The organism is Sutcliffiella halmapala, from assembly GCF_050107295.1.
GTDB classification, from domain to species: Bacteria; Bacillota; Bacilli; order Bacillales; family Bacillaceae_I; genus Sutcliffiella_A; species Sutcliffiella_A halmapala_A.
Window position 1 is genome coordinate 313,131 of sequence record NZ_JBNIKR010000004.1, and the last position, 13,715, is coordinate 326,845.

Genomic DNA, 13,715 nt, shown 5'->3' on the forward strand with positions numbered 1-13,715 from the left:
AAAAGGTGTCTAAAAACAATAGAAAGCAAAAGTTGTTATGGGTACTATGCCTAGTGACAGTTCTTCTGGCCCTCATTTATTTCAATCCTAGCCAACAGGATTATGAAGAGTTCTCCAAGCAGGAATACGGGCACCCACCTGATGATGTAGAAATGGATATAGAAAGAATCAACTTTTTCATCTTTTCCACTTATACACCAGTTGTTTATTTGGAAAAGGGAATCACCCACCTTGGGATTATGGGGAGGTTTATCCGGATCTCAGATGGGCAGTTTGATTATCCTTTTTGGCTGTAGTTATTTGATTAAGAAAAGTTACACGGAGAAAAGGAAGGGACAGTGCCCTCTAGCAGGGACTGTCCCTTTCATCATTTTTTCAGGTAATAGTAAGAACCAGGATATTTGACTACGGGCCATTTCTCATCACATCTTTTATAAGCATGAAATCAATCTGCTATTATACGCTTATGATAGTTTTAGAAGGCGTATGTCATTTGTGTAGCAATTGAACCTCTTGGATAAAAAACGCATACACGTCGACAAAAAACGACATAATAATCAAGGAAAGATAACAGTTCGTACAATGGGAGCATATCCATGATACTTTCCTTTTACATCATCTTGAATCTTCTTGTATTATTTTTCTTTTTTCGTGATAGAAAGAAAATATTCTATCCTCTTGAGATATTCATGTATTGGATGATAGGTTCCATTTTCGTCCAAAATTTTTCAGCTATACATTTTATGAACTGGAAGACGTTGATTATTTCGGCATATCCAAGTCTTGAGTATGCCCATGTGTTAAATCGACTTGTGCTTTTGCCAATCTGTTTTGTCATATTTCTTCAAGTCTATAGAGTGAGCAAGTCAAAGAAATACAGGTTTTTTATTTTCCTGCTTTTTGTAGTGATTCTTACGGGTCTGGAATGGTTGAGTGACTTGTTGGGTGTTTTTGATCATGTTGATTGGAAGCTTTGGTGGTCATATTTGTATTGGGCATTGTCTCTATTCTTATCCATACTATTCATGAAGTATTTTCAAAAGAAACTCGTCGAAGGGAGAAATCAGCCATGAACTTTACCTTTGATTGGAATGAGATGTTCATGATTATTTCCTCCGTAATAATCTTTTTGTTATTTTGGGCAATACGAAAATACTTTCATCCAGTGATAATTATTATTATTTGGATATTTAATATAGCATTCCTTGAAATGATTGATTACTTTTTGGCTGCCACCCCATATGAATTGTATTACTTTGGGGATAATTCCACCTATGAAGTATCGACTGCATTAATTCATGTTTTTTTATATCCGAGCTTTTCCATGATATTTCTATTTTTTTATGATAAGTTCCAACTGCAGGGAAGAAAGCTTGTTTTGTATATCCTTTTTTGGACAGGGGTTTCTATCTTTTATGAATGGCTTTGCATTAAAAATAATGTTTTGGTTTATACCGGTTGGAAATTGTATTATTCCATTCCCTTTTACCCAGTGTCATCCCTTATTTTGATTGCAGTATTTCATATAAGCAAGCGCCAATTAAAAAAGATTTTCAGTGAAAGAGAAATGCGATGGGAAGGGCAGCGGTAGACAGAGAAAAGAGCCAAGACTGCTTATCTTGGCTCTTTTCTTAATTGTTTGCGATCAACCGAAGATGGGGGCTGCTCAAACCAGCCATTATTGATTAGAATCTTTGCACCCTCCTCTGTATAATCTGCTATTTCTGATAGGAGACGTAAATAATGCACGCCAAGATCTTTCCGGAGACTTGCACTTATGGCAGTACCGTAATCTGCAATTCCGATGGCCCCCAGCATATTTGCATGAAATAGCATAAGCTTGTCCGAAAATGGGGCATCCGTAGTAGTGGTTAATGTTCCGTCCCAAGTAGAGGGATAGGCGGTATCATTTTCCCTTAGTATGTCTAAAAAAGTATCTACCTGTTTCTTTCCAATTTCATATCCTTTTCTGAAATAATCTCTTAGTTTACGGGACTGTGCCACCTGACTGAAGCCGAGAAAGAGTGTTTTGCCGACGTTTGTCACTTCGATATTTGTTCCAAGGTGAGCTATTTCAACTGCTAACAACGTTCTTTTTTGTCCGATAATACTGCCAAGGAATGACGTGTCTTTGACAAATTCCACTTCTGTCGGATAGGTAATAAAAGGCGAACGAATATAAACACCCTTTGCTAACTGGCTGTCTGAAACCATATCGTAAAGCTCCTCTGTTTGCCTGTAATACTTTTTGTATAGTGCGCGAATATCCTGCCTCGAGGAAATGGCTTTAGCAAGTCCATAGGTAGACAATCCTGTTCTTCCCATATGTTGGAGATAACGAATATAAGAAGTATCGGACCAAAGTTTCGAAGCGTTAAGATTTACATCACTTTCATCGAAACCATGGGGAACTGGGATGTTTTCCTTGATGAAAAGGGTCGATATATCCTGTATATGCTCTTCTGAAATGGATAGGGCGAACTCTAAAATTGATTGAAACTCTGCTGTTTCATTGGTTTTCAAAAAGTGCTGCAATACGCATATTGCTAATGAATCAGCCACATAGGTATTCCATAAGGTAGCCAATTCTGCGGAAGTCAGTTTCGGGTTGTGTGTAATTTCCATAATCATCTCTCCATTATTTAAAAATTAGTTATTTACATCACTTCAATTTTTCAATTGGAATATCAAAATGAAACCACAAAAATAATACGAAAGGTATGGATAGTATTAGAGCAACTAATGGTTTCTTAAAATGAATGGGGAATAAAGCGAACATCACCATCACGAATAATGTGGACCACCCCATGTGCCAGCTATTATGATGGGAGATGAGTCCCAAATGGAGATTGACATATTCCACAACAAGATATATGCCTACCCAGAATACATATTGAAGTGCACGACCAATAATGTTTTTTGTTCGAAAGAAGTATTTAAGGTATATCAATATGGTTGCCGGATAGCAAATAAACATGATGACTAATGAGATAAAGGTGTGATTTGGCAACAATTTAGGTAGCAGGTTCTCGTGGAATAACCAAACATGATGGTTATACAAGATAAAATTATGAAGGAGATCCCCAAGTATAAAAAAAAGAATGGTCGGATAATATTTCTCCCAGTTTTTCCAATCTCCCCATTTCCATGCAATTAGTAGGAATATTAGATTATAGACAACATGCATATAAATATCATTTCCTCTTGTTAATAGTATTAACTATTATTTACTTATATTGGAAGTGTATGCATGTTTTTAGAGGAAGCAGGAATTTAATGCAGAATAAGTATAGAAGCTGAAATAGAAAGGAGAAATTAATTTGCAGAAAAAGAAAACACATCTAATGATTATTCTGGCATTGTTTATAAATGGAATGGCAATGGTGTTGTTTGCCATCGATAATATTCAATTGAAAAATGTCGGTCCCGGAATCACCTTTACGGTTCTCGCGGTTGTTCTGTTTTCCTTTGGTGTATACAGCATCGTGAGAAATTCAAAAATCAAAGAGATGGAAAAAAGATAGACCTGTCATCGATGAGCAGAAAATGACAGGAAGGCTGTATACATAATCGATAAAATAAAAAGTAAGGGAGGGTTAATAGTGGCATGGGTGGAGTCGATACAGAAGGCAATTGAATATATGGAAGATCATTTGCTGGAGGATATGCAAATGGAGGATATTGCGAAGGAAGCGAATGTTTCCGTCTTTCATTTTCAGCGGATTTTCTCAGTTTTGACTGATTCTTCAATAGGTGAGTATTTGCGGCGAAGAAGGCTGACGCTGGCTGGACAGGACCTTCTGACAACTGATTCCAAAATCATTGATATCGCGATGAAGTATGGCTATGACACTCCCGAGGCTTTCACGAAAGCTTTCCGCAGGCAGCATGGTGTGACACCAAGTGAAGTGCGAAAGAACAGTGGCAAGCTGCAATCCTATAACCGCCTGGTGATTCAGGTGACATTGAAAGGGGCAGAACCGATGAAGTATAGTGTGGTGGAAAAAGAAGCATTTCGTATTGTTGGTGTTAAGAGGGAGTTTTCATGTACTGGTGAAGAAAATCAGATGGGTATCCCGAAGCTTTGGGATGAAGTGAATGGGAACGGTACATGTGACCGCCTGTTTGAACTGAATGATGGAGTCGTAAAGGGTGTCCTTGGCGTCTGCGATGGTTCAAGTGAAGAAAAACGCAGCAACAAGGTGATGGATTATTGGGTAGCGGCGTCATATGACGGGGAAGTGCCGGGCGGAATGGAGAGCCTTGAGATTCCTGCATCCAAGTGGGTTGTATTCGAAGTGCACGGCCCTATGCCAACAGCAATGCAAAAAGCGTGGAAGCAGATCTATTCCGAGTGGTTTCCGTCCAACAGCTATCAGCATGCAGGAACACCAGAGTTTGAACTGTACACGGAAGAGGATCCATCCAGCCCTGATTTGTATTCGGAGGTATGGATACCGATCAAATGATAGCTATTACAGCGTTTCCTACTAAAAAAGCAATCTTCTCTCCAAGATACGAGAGAGAATTGCTTTTTTCTATTCTTCCTCCACAATCACTTTAAAGCTCATCACAGAATGTCCGGCTCCGCATAATACGCTGCATCTTCCTTCAAATTCTCCCGTCTTATCCGCAGTGAAAACCTCAGGCTCTCTTTCAGTCAAATTGATTTTCAGAGCAGGTACCTGTATGCCATGGCCGACATTATTGGCACTCTCCATGATAAGTTTGACAGTTTCTCCTTTTTTAACAGTAATCTCGGAAGGCTCGAAGTAGAAGTCATCCACTTCCGTCCCTGTATGCCCAATAATGGTAATTTCCCGATCCGCGTCAACATTCTCGTTTTCTTTGGATTTGTCATTTCCGCTACAGCCACTTATCAACATTGCTAGTATCAGCATCAACATGAGGCAGATAAGCTTCATTTTCATAACTTTTCCCCTTAAAACTTTTTTCTTTCCATTATAACTGGGCAATTTAATAGATGTCGAATGTTTGGCGTTTCTTTAAAAAGAACAATTATTTGTTTTAAGTGAACGAAACGTTGTATAATGTTCTTAAAAAAGAACGAGAGGAGGAGAGGCTGATGAAGAAGCTATTAATCCTATTACTTGTTTTAAATCTATTTGATGCTATTGCTACCTTCATCGGCTTGAAGGTGAATATGATAGAGGAAGCGAATCCTATGATGGCAACTCTCTACAAAAAAGATCCTTTTCTGTTTCTTGGGGTAAAAGCATCCTTTTCGTTCTTCCTGCTATTCCTTCTTCTTTATGTAAAAGATATTAGATCCTTACTAGTCCAATACATAAGCTTCGCTGCTGTTCTAGGTTATGGAGCAGTTGCGGGTGTCCATCTGTTTTGGATTTTCCATTATATATCATAAGTACGAAATTTTTCCCCATACTAACCGTAGAATTAAAGAGAAAATGAAGAGGGGGAGAGAGAATGCAATCTGACGTATCTATTGCGTTGCTTCGGAAAAAGCAGCTACTGCTCATGAATCTCATCATGCTAACTGTTGCTTTTGTATTTTTGGGTGTCTCATTTTATGGAATACAACTATTATATATAAACACCTTCGCACTTATAGCAGTGACTCATCATATTATTGCCCACTTTAATCCAAAAGTGGACTTTATCCGAAGAATGTTCCCGGTGTTAAAGAAGATTGAAGATCATGAAAAAGCTAAACTAGGTACAGAATATATAGCTCTGAAAAAATCCCAACTGATTGGAAATGTGGTTTTGATATTTATCATAATGTTTAACTCTTTCATTATTCCTATGGATGCTATGATTGCCTTTCCCGGATCCTTGTTTGGAGTTTTTGTATTGCTTATTCTAACGGTTGTCAGTAATTTCTCAGCTATCAGGCATGCTAAAAAAGTGGACAATATTGCCCCTTGGGAAGTGATGGGATTTACAAAAAGGGAAAACCGATTCAACATTATTTTTGGTATCTTATTTGGCCTGCTGACCGCCTTTATTATGATTACTGTTGTGATCATCATTATCATGCCTTGAAACAGAGGGACAGGTTCCTTGTCCCATCTGTATTTCTATAAATCTAATGTAAACTTCTTCAATTCCTCTTTATCATTTGGTAGAATTACAAATCCATCTGGCTTCATTCTGAGCTTCTCCAAAAGCTTAACAGATGAATGGTGATCTTTTGTTGTGATGGCGATAATCCTTTTCAGTCCAATTTCTTTGGCGTATTCAAAAGTTCCTTGGGCTGCTTCAAAGGCGAATCCTTGCCCATGATAATCGGCAAGAAGTGCATACCCGATGTCCACATCTTCAAGACCATCCCGCTTGATTAACCCGCATAAACCGATAGGTGCTTGGTTACCCTTCCATTCGACCAGAAACAATCCAAAGCCTTCTCGCTCATACATGGCACGAGGGCCGGTTTTAATATAATGGACAGCATCCTCCATAGAACGGACCCCTTTGTCCCCAATATACTCCAACCAACCTGGTTCATTCAACAATCGCAGTATAAATGCCGCATCGGTCTCTTCCACCTTTCGTAGAAGAAGTCTATCCGTTTCAATTACTATCACCAAACCACTCCCTTCACAACGATTGACCTTCAGCTTTATAGTATCAGAAGGAAGGGGACCAAATAAATAACAAAAGAGCAATCCGGTTCAATGTGAAATCCACGGATCGCTCTCTTTTACATTAATTTGATGGCCAACTCCTACCTACCATTCTGGACGCGGTTCATAAATCCTGGAGTAAGATAAAAAAGCCCGCCATTGATGATGGACACATGAATCTTTGGTTCATACTGCTCCTGGAGTGCCTTTTTCTCCGTTTCATAGGATTCGGGTTTTTCCTCTTCATCCTCATAAAAATGATCCAAAAGCTGAAGATCCTTTTTCCAGCGCTCTCTTGCCGCATCCGCCCATGTGTGGTCCTCGCTTGCAATAAACCCATTCACATAATGCTCCAATCTTGAAAGTCCGCTTGCCGGCTTAATGATAGGCGACATGGTGAAACAGAAATCGGGAATCTTGGGAGTGACCAGGGTATTATTCAGGACATCCTGAAACCCTTCTATAATGCTTCCTGAAATAAGGTGAATCCCAAGTGACATGATAACGTCCTTTTTCCGATCACATTGGTAGCTGATCTTCATATTCACATTGAGCCAAGGATGAAGGGGGAGATGGCCGACATTTGGTGCAACTTTTGTATCCTCATATAGTCGGATGTATCCTGCAAGACGCTTGGTCGATTCAAAGATCTGGTGCAGTCTCGGGGATCCGAAATGTACGGTATCACCCTTCAGGTCATCCGGTGCCTCGTTGTTATTTGTAATCAGCGTCAATTGCATCGGATTAGGCACACCGCCTGTTTTCTCGAGATAATGCCAATAGAATGGGCGGTTCATCAGTTCCTTGTCCATCTCGATGGAGAGCTGGACGGCCAAATGACTATTCGTATTCTCTATGATTTCACAGCTGTTTGCCGTAAAATAACGCTCCAGGAACCTATGAATTTCCTGCTGCTGCATGTGGCTCCTCCTCCTTTTTCAAGCTATCCGCAAATTCTATGATCGAAGAAAGGTTCTCCATCTTGATTTTCATTTCACCCTCCGACTTCGAATGCAGCATGATATCCTGGATGTGGTCTTCCAAATTCTTGATTTCAAGCTTTGTCAGGATATCATCAAGCTCTCCGATGACCCGCTCGAACAGGTTGATCTTTTCATATAACAGCTTCAATATATGCTCCTCGACCGTGTTCTTTGTTGCAAAATTATAGATATGAACATCCCTTTCCTGTCCGAGACGGTGAATACGGCCGATCCGCTGCTCGAGCCGCATTGGATTCCAGGGAAGGTCGTAGTTGATGATATGATTACAGAACTGCAGATTGATTCCTTCTCCGCCTGCCTCTGTTGCAATCAACACCTGTGTATGATTTTTGAAAAGCTCCTTCATCCAGTCCTTTTTTCCACGCTTGAATCCACCGCGGAAAGGGACGGACGTAATCCCATGCTGTTTCAGGAACCATTGAAGATACATCTGGGTGGCCCGGTATTCCGTAAAAATGATCACTTTATCATTGACCTTCCGGATAAGCTCCAGTACTTTTTCCGCCTTGGAATTTCGGCCGACAAGATCGATTTTCTGAAAGATTTCCATCAACCCAGGCGACGGAATGTAGTTTGGATTCTCCTGTTGCTTGCGCTCGATCATATTTTTGACTGTATAATAGACCGCTTCCCTGCTGCTGCAGGCTTCCCTTTGAAGGGTCATGATGGAAAACTGGCTGGTAATCGCAACAGAAGAATCAGTACGTAATTTATTGATGGCGTTATACAACTCCTGTTCCTCCGGTGAAAATTCAATCATGCAGGACTCTACGTGACGCTTCGGCCAGTCAATTCCGGTATCGCCGCGTCGGTTCCGAATCATCACCTTATTGACAAGCTCCTTCAGGTATTCATCGTTTTCAAGCTTCCGGTCCTTCGCGCGAAACACTTCTTCAAAATTGCTTAAACTGCCCAGATGTCCCGGTTTCAGGAGCGAAACAAGATTGAAGATTTCCTCCACCTTATTCTGGATGGGGGTGGCAGTCAGTAGCAAACAGAACTTCTTTTTCAGGTTTTGGACAAATTCATAGTTTTTCGTTTTATTATTTTTCAGTTTGTGAGCCTCATCGATAATGACCATATCGTACTCCAGGCTATTGATAATTTCACGATGGGGACTTCTTTTAGCCGTATCAATCGAGGAGACGACCACATCGCACTGCTCCCACACATAGCTTTTGCGCTGCGCGATAGCTGGTATGTAAAATTTTTGATAGAGCTCAACCGACCATTGGGAAACAAGGGAGGCGGGAACTAATATAAGCACCTTTTTTACGAGTCCGCGAATCATGTATTCCTTTAGGACAAGCCCGGCTTCAATCGTTTTACCAAGTCCCACCTCATCAGCAAGAATCGCTTTCCCATTCATGTCTTCCACCACATTCCTTGCCACCTCAAGCTGATGGGGTAGAGGAGTCAATTGAGGCAGGTGGGAAGGAGCAAGCAACCCTTCAAACTCCGGTATGCTTAAATGGTTTTCCACTTCCAATGCTAGCTTATATAATTCATAGTTCGCCCATGGACCGTCATCATCCATCCTTTTTAACAGTTCTTCCTGCCAACCTTTGTCAAATACAATCTCCACGTTCATGCATGAGCATCCTTTCTGAATTATCCAATTTATAGTGGTTGAAAAATAGATAACGTTTTCATTAGAAAATAATGATAATTGCACGCTTGAAAGACGAACAATTAGCTATATAAAAATAATAATGTCAGTCTTTTTGTATTGCCAGAAAGCTTTCTCTAATGGTAGGATAATAGTGAGCTTTGAAAGATTGATTTACCTACAACACGGTACTCAATGGTGAGAAAGATTTATCTTTCTATTATTGTTACCATTTTCAGCAAAAATATATATTCGCGAATGAGAACAAGGGGAGAGACTGCCGAAATATGGCGGCGCCGAAGGAGCAAACAACCTTAATTGTGAATCTCTCAGGCAAAAAGACACTTGTTTGACGCATCTCTGGAGAGCGTTCAACTTTAGATGAACCACCAAAGGGGAAAGCCTTACATAAGGTAAACTTTCAGGTGCCAAGGACAGAGGAACTCTTTTTTGAAAAAAGGAGTTTCTCTGTCCTTTTTTGGAAAACAGCATTTTTAGTAGGCTTACAATCTTTTATAAGGGTAGAGGAGGAGAAGAAATTGACTGAATTAAAAAGAACTCCGTTGTTTGAAGTTTATAAAGATTTTGGTGCGAAGACCATCGACTTTGGTGGATGGGACTTGCCTGTGCAATTTTCCAGTATCAAGGAAGAGCATGAAGCCGTACGTACAAAAGCAGGTTTATTCGATGTCTCGCATATGGGGGAAATCGAGGTCAAAGGCAAAGATAGTCTGGCATATCTGCAAAAAATGATGACCAACGATGTATCCAAGCTGAAGGATGGCGGAGCCCAATATACCGCAATGTGCTATGAAAATGGCGGTACAGTGGATGATCTGCTTGTCTATAAAAAAGCCGATGAGGACTATCTGCTTGTGGTCAATGCCTCCAATATCGAAAAGGATTATGATTGGCTGGCAAGCAAGGTGACAGAGGAAGTTATTGTTACAAATGTGTCAGAAACCATGGCACAGCTTGCGATCCAAGGCCCATTGGCAGAGGAAGCTCTTCAAAAATTGACCACCACAGACCTATCAGAAATCAAATTTTTTAAATTTAAAGAAAATGTAGAAATAAACGGCATCCCTGCCTTGGTTTCACGCACAGGATATACAGGGGAAGATGGCTTTGAAATCTACTGTGCAAGTGAAAAAGCGGTGGAGCTTTGGAATGAAATTCTAAAAGATGGAAACGTGGTGCCATGTGGACTTGGTGCACGTGATACGCTGCGCTTTGAAGCAAATCTTGCCTTATACGGCCAAGAACTATCCAAGGATATCACTCCGCTTGAGGCTGGAATCGGCTTTGCGGTAAAGGTGAACAAGGAAGAGGATTTCTTTGGAAGAGAAGTATTGAAGGACCAGAAGGAAAACGGCGTACCACGCAAACTGGTAGGGATCGAAATGATCGATAAAGGCATCCCGCGCCATGGATATGAAGTGTATGTAGGGGAGGAACTAGTCGGGGAAGTGACGACTGGCACACAATCTCCAACCCTGAAGAAAAACATCGGCCTCGCCTTATTAAAGAAGGAATTCACGGAGCTTGAGACGGAAGTGGAAGTTCAGGTCCGAAAAAAGCGCTTAAAAGCTAAAGTTGTCAAAACACCATTTTATCAACGTCCAAAAAACTGAGTGGAGAGGGGCTTTCAACATGAAACATCGTTATTTGCCGATGACTGACCAAGATATTAAAGAGATGATGAACGTAATTGGCGTATCTTCCATAGATGAACTATTTTCAGATATCCCTGAAAGTGTAAGATTTGATGGAGAACTGAAAATCAAACAAGCTAAATCAGAATCCGCATTAATGCGTGAGTTAAGTGATCTGGCTGCTAAAAACAAAGACTTGAGAAAGCATGCTTCCTTCCTTGGAGCAGGTGTGTACGACCATTACATGCCGGTCATCGTGGACCATGTCATCTCCCGTTCCGAGTTCTATACGGCATACACCCCATACCAGCCAGAAATCTCCCAAGGGGAGCTGCAAGCAATCTTTGAATTCCAGACGATGATCTGCGAACTCACTGGCATGGACGTAGCAAACTCCTCGATGTATGATGGCTCGACTTCCTTCGCAGAAGCGGCAATGCTTGCTGCAGGACATACTAAGAAAAAGAAAGTCCTGATCTCAGGTGCTGTTCATCCTGAAGCGAAGGCAGTGGTAAACTCCTACGCAAAGGGACAATACATTGAAGTGGTGGAAATACCGACGAAGAATGGTGTGACAGACGTTGCGGCACTCGAAGAAATGATGTCGGATGAAATCGCAGCGGTTATGGTCCAGTATCCAAACTTCTTCGGTCAGATTGAACCGATGCAGGAGATCGAAAAGCTTGCACATTCCGGTAAGGGGATGTTCGTAGTCTCCTCCAACCCATTGGCACTTGGAGCGTTGACACCTCCTGGTAAATTCGGTGCAGACATCGTTACAGGTGATGCACAACCATTCGGGATCCCGACTCAATTCGGTGGACCGCATTGTGGTTATTTTGCGGTCACAACGAAATTGATGCGTAAAGTTCCCGGTAGATTAGTTGGGCAGACAGTGGATGAAGAAGGACAACGCGGCTTTGTGTTGACACTTCAAGCGCGCGAACAGCATATCCGCCGCGATAAAGCGACTTCCAATATCTGTTCAAACCAGGCATTGAATGCACTGGCTGCATCTGTAGCGATGACAGCCCTAGGTAAAAAGGGCGTCAAGGAAATGGCTGTACAGAACATCCAAAAAGCTCAGTATGCTAAACGCTCAATGGAAGCTGCTGGATTGGAAGTGACGTTCAGCGGACCATTCTTCAATGAGTTTGTCGTGAAGCTTTCCACTCCTATCAAAGAAGTGAACCGTAAGCTGCTTGATAAAGAAATCATTGGCGGTTATGACCTTGGGACGTACTACCCTGAGCTTGAAAACCATATGCTGATCGCAGTAACGGAACTGCGTACAAAAGAAGAAATTGACACACTAGTGAAAGAATTGGGGGATGGCAGCCATGAATAAGCAAGATCAACCACTTATTTTTGAACTTTCCAGAGAAGGCCGCATCGGCTACAGCCTGCCTGAAAATGATGTGCCTGAAGTAGATTTAAACGAGCTGTTCCCAAAAGAATTCATTCGTGAAGAAGCACCTGAGCTTCCGGAAGTATCAGAACTTGATATCATGCGCCACTACACTGCACTGAGCAACCGTAACCATGGGGTGGATTCAGGATTTTATCCATTAGGATCTTGTACAATGAAATATAATCCGAAAATCAATGAAAACGTCGCGCGTTTCCCTGGTTTTTCCCATATCCATCCCCTACAGGACGAATCCACGGTGCAAGGTGCGCTGGAATTGATGCATGACCTGCAGGAGCATCTCATCGAAATCACAGGTATGGATGAAGTGACCCTTCAGCCGGCTGCCGGTGCACACGGTGAGTGGACAGGATTGATGATGATCCGTGCCTATCATGAAGCGAACAATGATACAAAGCGTACAAAGGTTATCGTGCCAGACTCTGCTCACGGTACAAACCCTGCTTCAGCAACTGTTGCCGGTCTTGAAACGATTACTGTTAAATCAAATGAGGACGGATTGGTAGATCTGGAGGATCTTCGCAGAGTGGTAGGGGAAGACACAGCGGCATTGATGCTGACTAACCCGAACACACTTGGACTGTTTGAAGAGAACATCCTGGAAATGGCACACATCGTCCACGAAGCAGGCGGAAAGCTCTATTATGACGGTGCCAACCTGAATGCCGTACTAAGCAAAGCGCGTCCTGGGGACATGGGCTTTGACGTGGTTCACTTGAACTTGCATAAAACCTTTACAGGACCTCATGGAGGCGGCGGCCCAGGTTCAGGTCCGGTTGGAGTGAAAGCGGACTTGATTCCTTACCTGCCTAAACCGCTTGTCGTGAAAAAAGAAGACGGAAGCTTCGGCTTTGACTATGACCGCCCGGATTCCATCGGCCGTGTGAAGCCGTTCTACGGAAACTTCGGAATCAATGTCCGTGCTTACACATATATCCGTTCCATGGGGCCGGATGGCTTGAAGGCTGTAACAGAATACGCGGTTTTAAATGCAAACTACATGATGCGTCGCTTGGCAGAGCATTTCGACCTGCCGTTTGACAGACATTGCAAGCATGAATTCGTATTATCCGGTAAGCGTCAGAAGAAGCTTGGCGTCCGTACGCTCGATATCGCAAAACGCCTGCTCGACTTTGGCTACCATCCGCCGACCATCTACTTCCCATTGAACGTAGAGGAGTGCATCATGATCGAACCGACCGAAACAGAATCAAAAGAAACATTGGATTCCTTCATCGATGCGATGATCCAGATCGCCCGCGAAGCCGAAGAAAACCCGGAAGTAGTGCAAGAAGCACCTCATACGACCGTGATCAAGAGATTGGATGAAACGCTGGCGGCCCGTAAGCCTGTTCTGCGTTACCAGAAGGAAGCATAAGCGGGACAGGTTCCTTGTCCCATCTTTGAATA

The 13,715-nt window shown here is 42.1% G+C and carries 15 protein-coding genes and 1 riboswitch; of the genes, 9 read left to right on the plus strand and 6 right to left on the minus strand.

The genetic code is table 11. From position 1 onward, the window contains the following. The first annotated feature begins 5 nt into the window (after positions 1 to 5). Positions 6 to 296, plus strand: a complete 291-nt coding sequence (locus tag ACQCT5_RS09155; RefSeq protein WP_499641102.1) for a hypothetical protein — start codon at positions 6 to 8, stop codon at positions 294 to 296. A 300-nt stretch (positions 297 to 596) separates the two neighbouring features. Continuing rightward, complete coding sequence (locus ACQCT5_RS09160) at positions 597 to 1,073, plus strand: hypothetical protein (protein WP_499641104.1); 477 nt, start codon at positions 597 to 599, stop codon at positions 1,071 to 1,073. Between the two features lie 541 nt (positions 1,074 to 1,614). Here ACQCT5_RS09160 and ACQCT5_RS09165 read toward each other — a convergent pair. Both ACQCT5_RS09165 and ACQCT5_RS09170 read right to left on the minus strand, forming a co-directional pair. Continuing rightward, the gene (locus tag ACQCT5_RS09165; RefSeq protein WP_499641106.1) at positions 1,615 to 2,625 is read right to left on the minus strand and encodes a DUF3231 family protein; all 1,011 of its coding nucleotides are present in this window, start codon (positions 2,623 to 2,625) and stop codon (positions 1,615 to 1,617) included. Between the two features lie 37 nt (positions 2,626 to 2,662). Then, positions 2,663 to 3,187 (minus strand): CBO0543 family protein, encoded by a 525-nt coding sequence (locus ACQCT5_RS09170; protein WP_499641108.1) that lies wholly within the window; start codon positions 3,185 to 3,187, stop codon positions 2,663 to 2,665. 133 nt (positions 3,188 to 3,320) lie between these two features. Here ACQCT5_RS09170 and ACQCT5_RS09175 point away from each other — a divergent pair, with 133 nt between their 5' ends. Both ACQCT5_RS09175 and ACQCT5_RS09180 read left to right on the plus strand, forming a co-directional pair. Then, entirely contained in the window at positions 3,321 to 3,524 is a 204-nt protein-coding gene (locus tag ACQCT5_RS09175) for a hypothetical protein (protein WP_499641110.1), read from the plus strand. 78 nt (positions 3,525 to 3,602) lie between these two features. Then, positions 3,603 to 4,469, plus strand: a complete 867-nt coding sequence (locus tag ACQCT5_RS09180; protein ID WP_499641112.1) for an AraC family transcriptional regulator — start codon at positions 3,603 to 3,605, stop codon at positions 4,467 to 4,469. Between the two features lie 69 nt (positions 4,470 to 4,538). Here the strand turns inward: ACQCT5_RS09180 and ACQCT5_RS09185 are convergent, their stop codons facing one another. After that, a complete protein-coding gene (locus ACQCT5_RS09185; protein ID WP_499641114.1) occupies positions 4,539 to 4,931 on the minus strand; it encodes a cupredoxin domain-containing protein in 393 nt (130 codons plus the stop codon). 155 nt (positions 4,932 to 5,086) lie between these two features. Here ACQCT5_RS09185 and ACQCT5_RS09190 point away from each other — a divergent pair, with 155 nt between their 5' ends. Together ACQCT5_RS09190 and ACQCT5_RS09195 are read left to right on the plus strand one after the other, a co-directional pair. Continuing rightward, entirely contained in the window at positions 5,087 to 5,386 is a 300-nt protein-coding gene (locus ACQCT5_RS09190; RefSeq protein ID WP_499641116.1) for a DUF5658 family protein, read from the plus strand. Between the two features lie 62 nt (positions 5,387 to 5,448). After that, positions 5,449 to 6,027 (plus strand): hypothetical protein, encoded by a 579-nt coding sequence (locus tag ACQCT5_RS09195; RefSeq protein WP_499641118.1) that lies wholly within the window; start codon positions 5,449 to 5,451, stop codon positions 6,025 to 6,027. A 35-nt stretch (positions 6,028 to 6,062) separates the two neighbouring features. Here ACQCT5_RS09195 and ACQCT5_RS09200 read toward each other — a convergent pair whose 3' ends face one another. The 3 genes from ACQCT5_RS09200 to ACQCT5_RS09210 all read right to left on the minus strand — a co-directional run bounded on the left by ACQCT5_RS09200 (position 6,063) and on the right by ACQCT5_RS09210 (position 9,203). After that, entirely contained in the window at positions 6,063 to 6,569 is a 507-nt protein-coding gene (locus tag ACQCT5_RS09200; RefSeq protein WP_499641120.1) for a GNAT family N-acetyltransferase, read from the minus strand. 140 nt (positions 6,570 to 6,709) lie between these two features. Continuing rightward, positions 6,710 to 7,528 carry a YqhG family protein gene (locus ACQCT5_RS09205; protein WP_499641122.1) on the minus strand — a complete coding sequence of 273 codons (819 nt, stop codon included), beginning with the start codon at positions 7,526 to 7,528 and terminating at the stop codon, positions 6,710 to 6,712. Continuing rightward, the gene (locus ACQCT5_RS09210; protein ID WP_499641123.1) at positions 7,506 to 9,203 is read right to left on the minus strand and encodes a DEAD/DEAH box helicase; all 1,698 of its coding nucleotides are present in this window, start codon (positions 9,201 to 9,203) and stop codon (positions 7,506 to 7,508) included. Before ACQCT5_RS09210 ends, ACQCT5_RS09205 begins: the two co-directional genes overlap by 23 nt. Before the next feature lie 276 nt (positions 9,204 to 9,479). Continuing rightward, positions 9,480 to 9,576: riboswitch (glycine riboswitch) on the plus strand. 184 nt (positions 9,577 to 9,760) lie between these two features. On the opposite strand from ACQCT5_RS09210, the gene gcvT reads away from it, so the two are divergent. From gcvT to gcvPB, 3 genes are read left to right on the plus strand one after another with little or no spacing between them, the layout of a single operon-like run. Continuing rightward, a complete protein-coding gene (gene gcvT / locus ACQCT5_RS09215) occupies positions 9,761 to 10,855 on the plus strand; it encodes a glycine cleavage system aminomethyltransferase GcvT (RefSeq protein ID WP_499641125.1) in 1,095 nt (364 codons plus the stop codon). A 19-nt stretch (positions 10,856 to 10,874) separates the two neighbouring features. Beyond that, positions 10,875 to 12,224, plus strand: coding sequence for an aminomethyl-transferring glycine dehydrogenase subunit GcvPA (gene gcvPA / locus ACQCT5_RS09220; RefSeq protein ID WP_499641127.1), 1,350 nt, complete (start codon positions 10,875 to 10,877; stop codon positions 12,222 to 12,224). Then, positions 12,217 to 13,683 (plus strand): aminomethyl-transferring glycine dehydrogenase subunit GcvPB, encoded by a 1,467-nt coding sequence (gcvPB, locus tag ACQCT5_RS09225; protein WP_499641129.1) that lies wholly within the window; start codon positions 12,217 to 12,219, stop codon positions 13,681 to 13,683. Before gcvPA ends, gcvPB begins: the two co-directional genes overlap by 8 nt. The last annotated feature ends 32 nt before the right edge of the window (positions 13,684 to 13,715 follow it).

Bases quoted from the DNA above. Each gene is read 5' to 3' on its own strand.
- ACQCT5_RS09160 (WP_499641104.1), top strand. From the start codon at position 597: ATGATACTTTCCTTTTACATCATCTTGAATCTTCTTGTATTATTTTTC.
- ACQCT5_RS09165 (WP_499641106.1), bottom strand. From the start codon at position 2,625: ATGGAAATTACACACAACCCGAAACTGACTTCCGCAGAATTGGCTACC.
- ACQCT5_RS09170 (WP_499641108.1), bottom strand. From the start codon at position 3,187: ATGCATGTTGTCTATAATCTAATATTCCTACTAATTGCATGGAAATGG.
- ACQCT5_RS09185 (WP_499641114.1), bottom strand. From the start codon at position 4,931: ATGAAAATGAAGCTTATCTGCCTCATGTTGATGCTGATACTAGCAATG.
- ACQCT5_RS09190 (WP_499641116.1), top strand. From the start codon at position 5,087: ATGAAGAAGCTATTAATCCTATTACTTGTTTTAAATCTATTTGATGCT.
- ACQCT5_RS09195 (WP_499641118.1), top strand. From the start codon at position 5,449: ATGCAATCTGACGTATCTATTGCGTTGCTTCGGAAAAAGCAGCTACTG.
- ACQCT5_RS09205 (WP_499641122.1), bottom strand. From the start codon at position 7,528: ATGCAGCAGCAGGAAATTCATAGGTTCCTGGAGCGTTATTTTACGGCA.
- ACQCT5_RS09210 (WP_499641123.1), bottom strand. From the start codon at position 9,203: ATGAACGTGGAGATTGTATTTGACAAAGGTTGGCAGGAAGAACTGTTA.
- gcvPA (WP_499641127.1), top strand. From the start codon at position 10,875: ATGAAACATCGTTATTTGCCGATGACTGACCAAGATATTAAAGAGATG.
- gcvPB (WP_499641129.1), top strand. From the start codon at position 12,217: ATGAATAAGCAAGATCAACCACTTATTTTTGAACTTTCCAGAGAAGGC.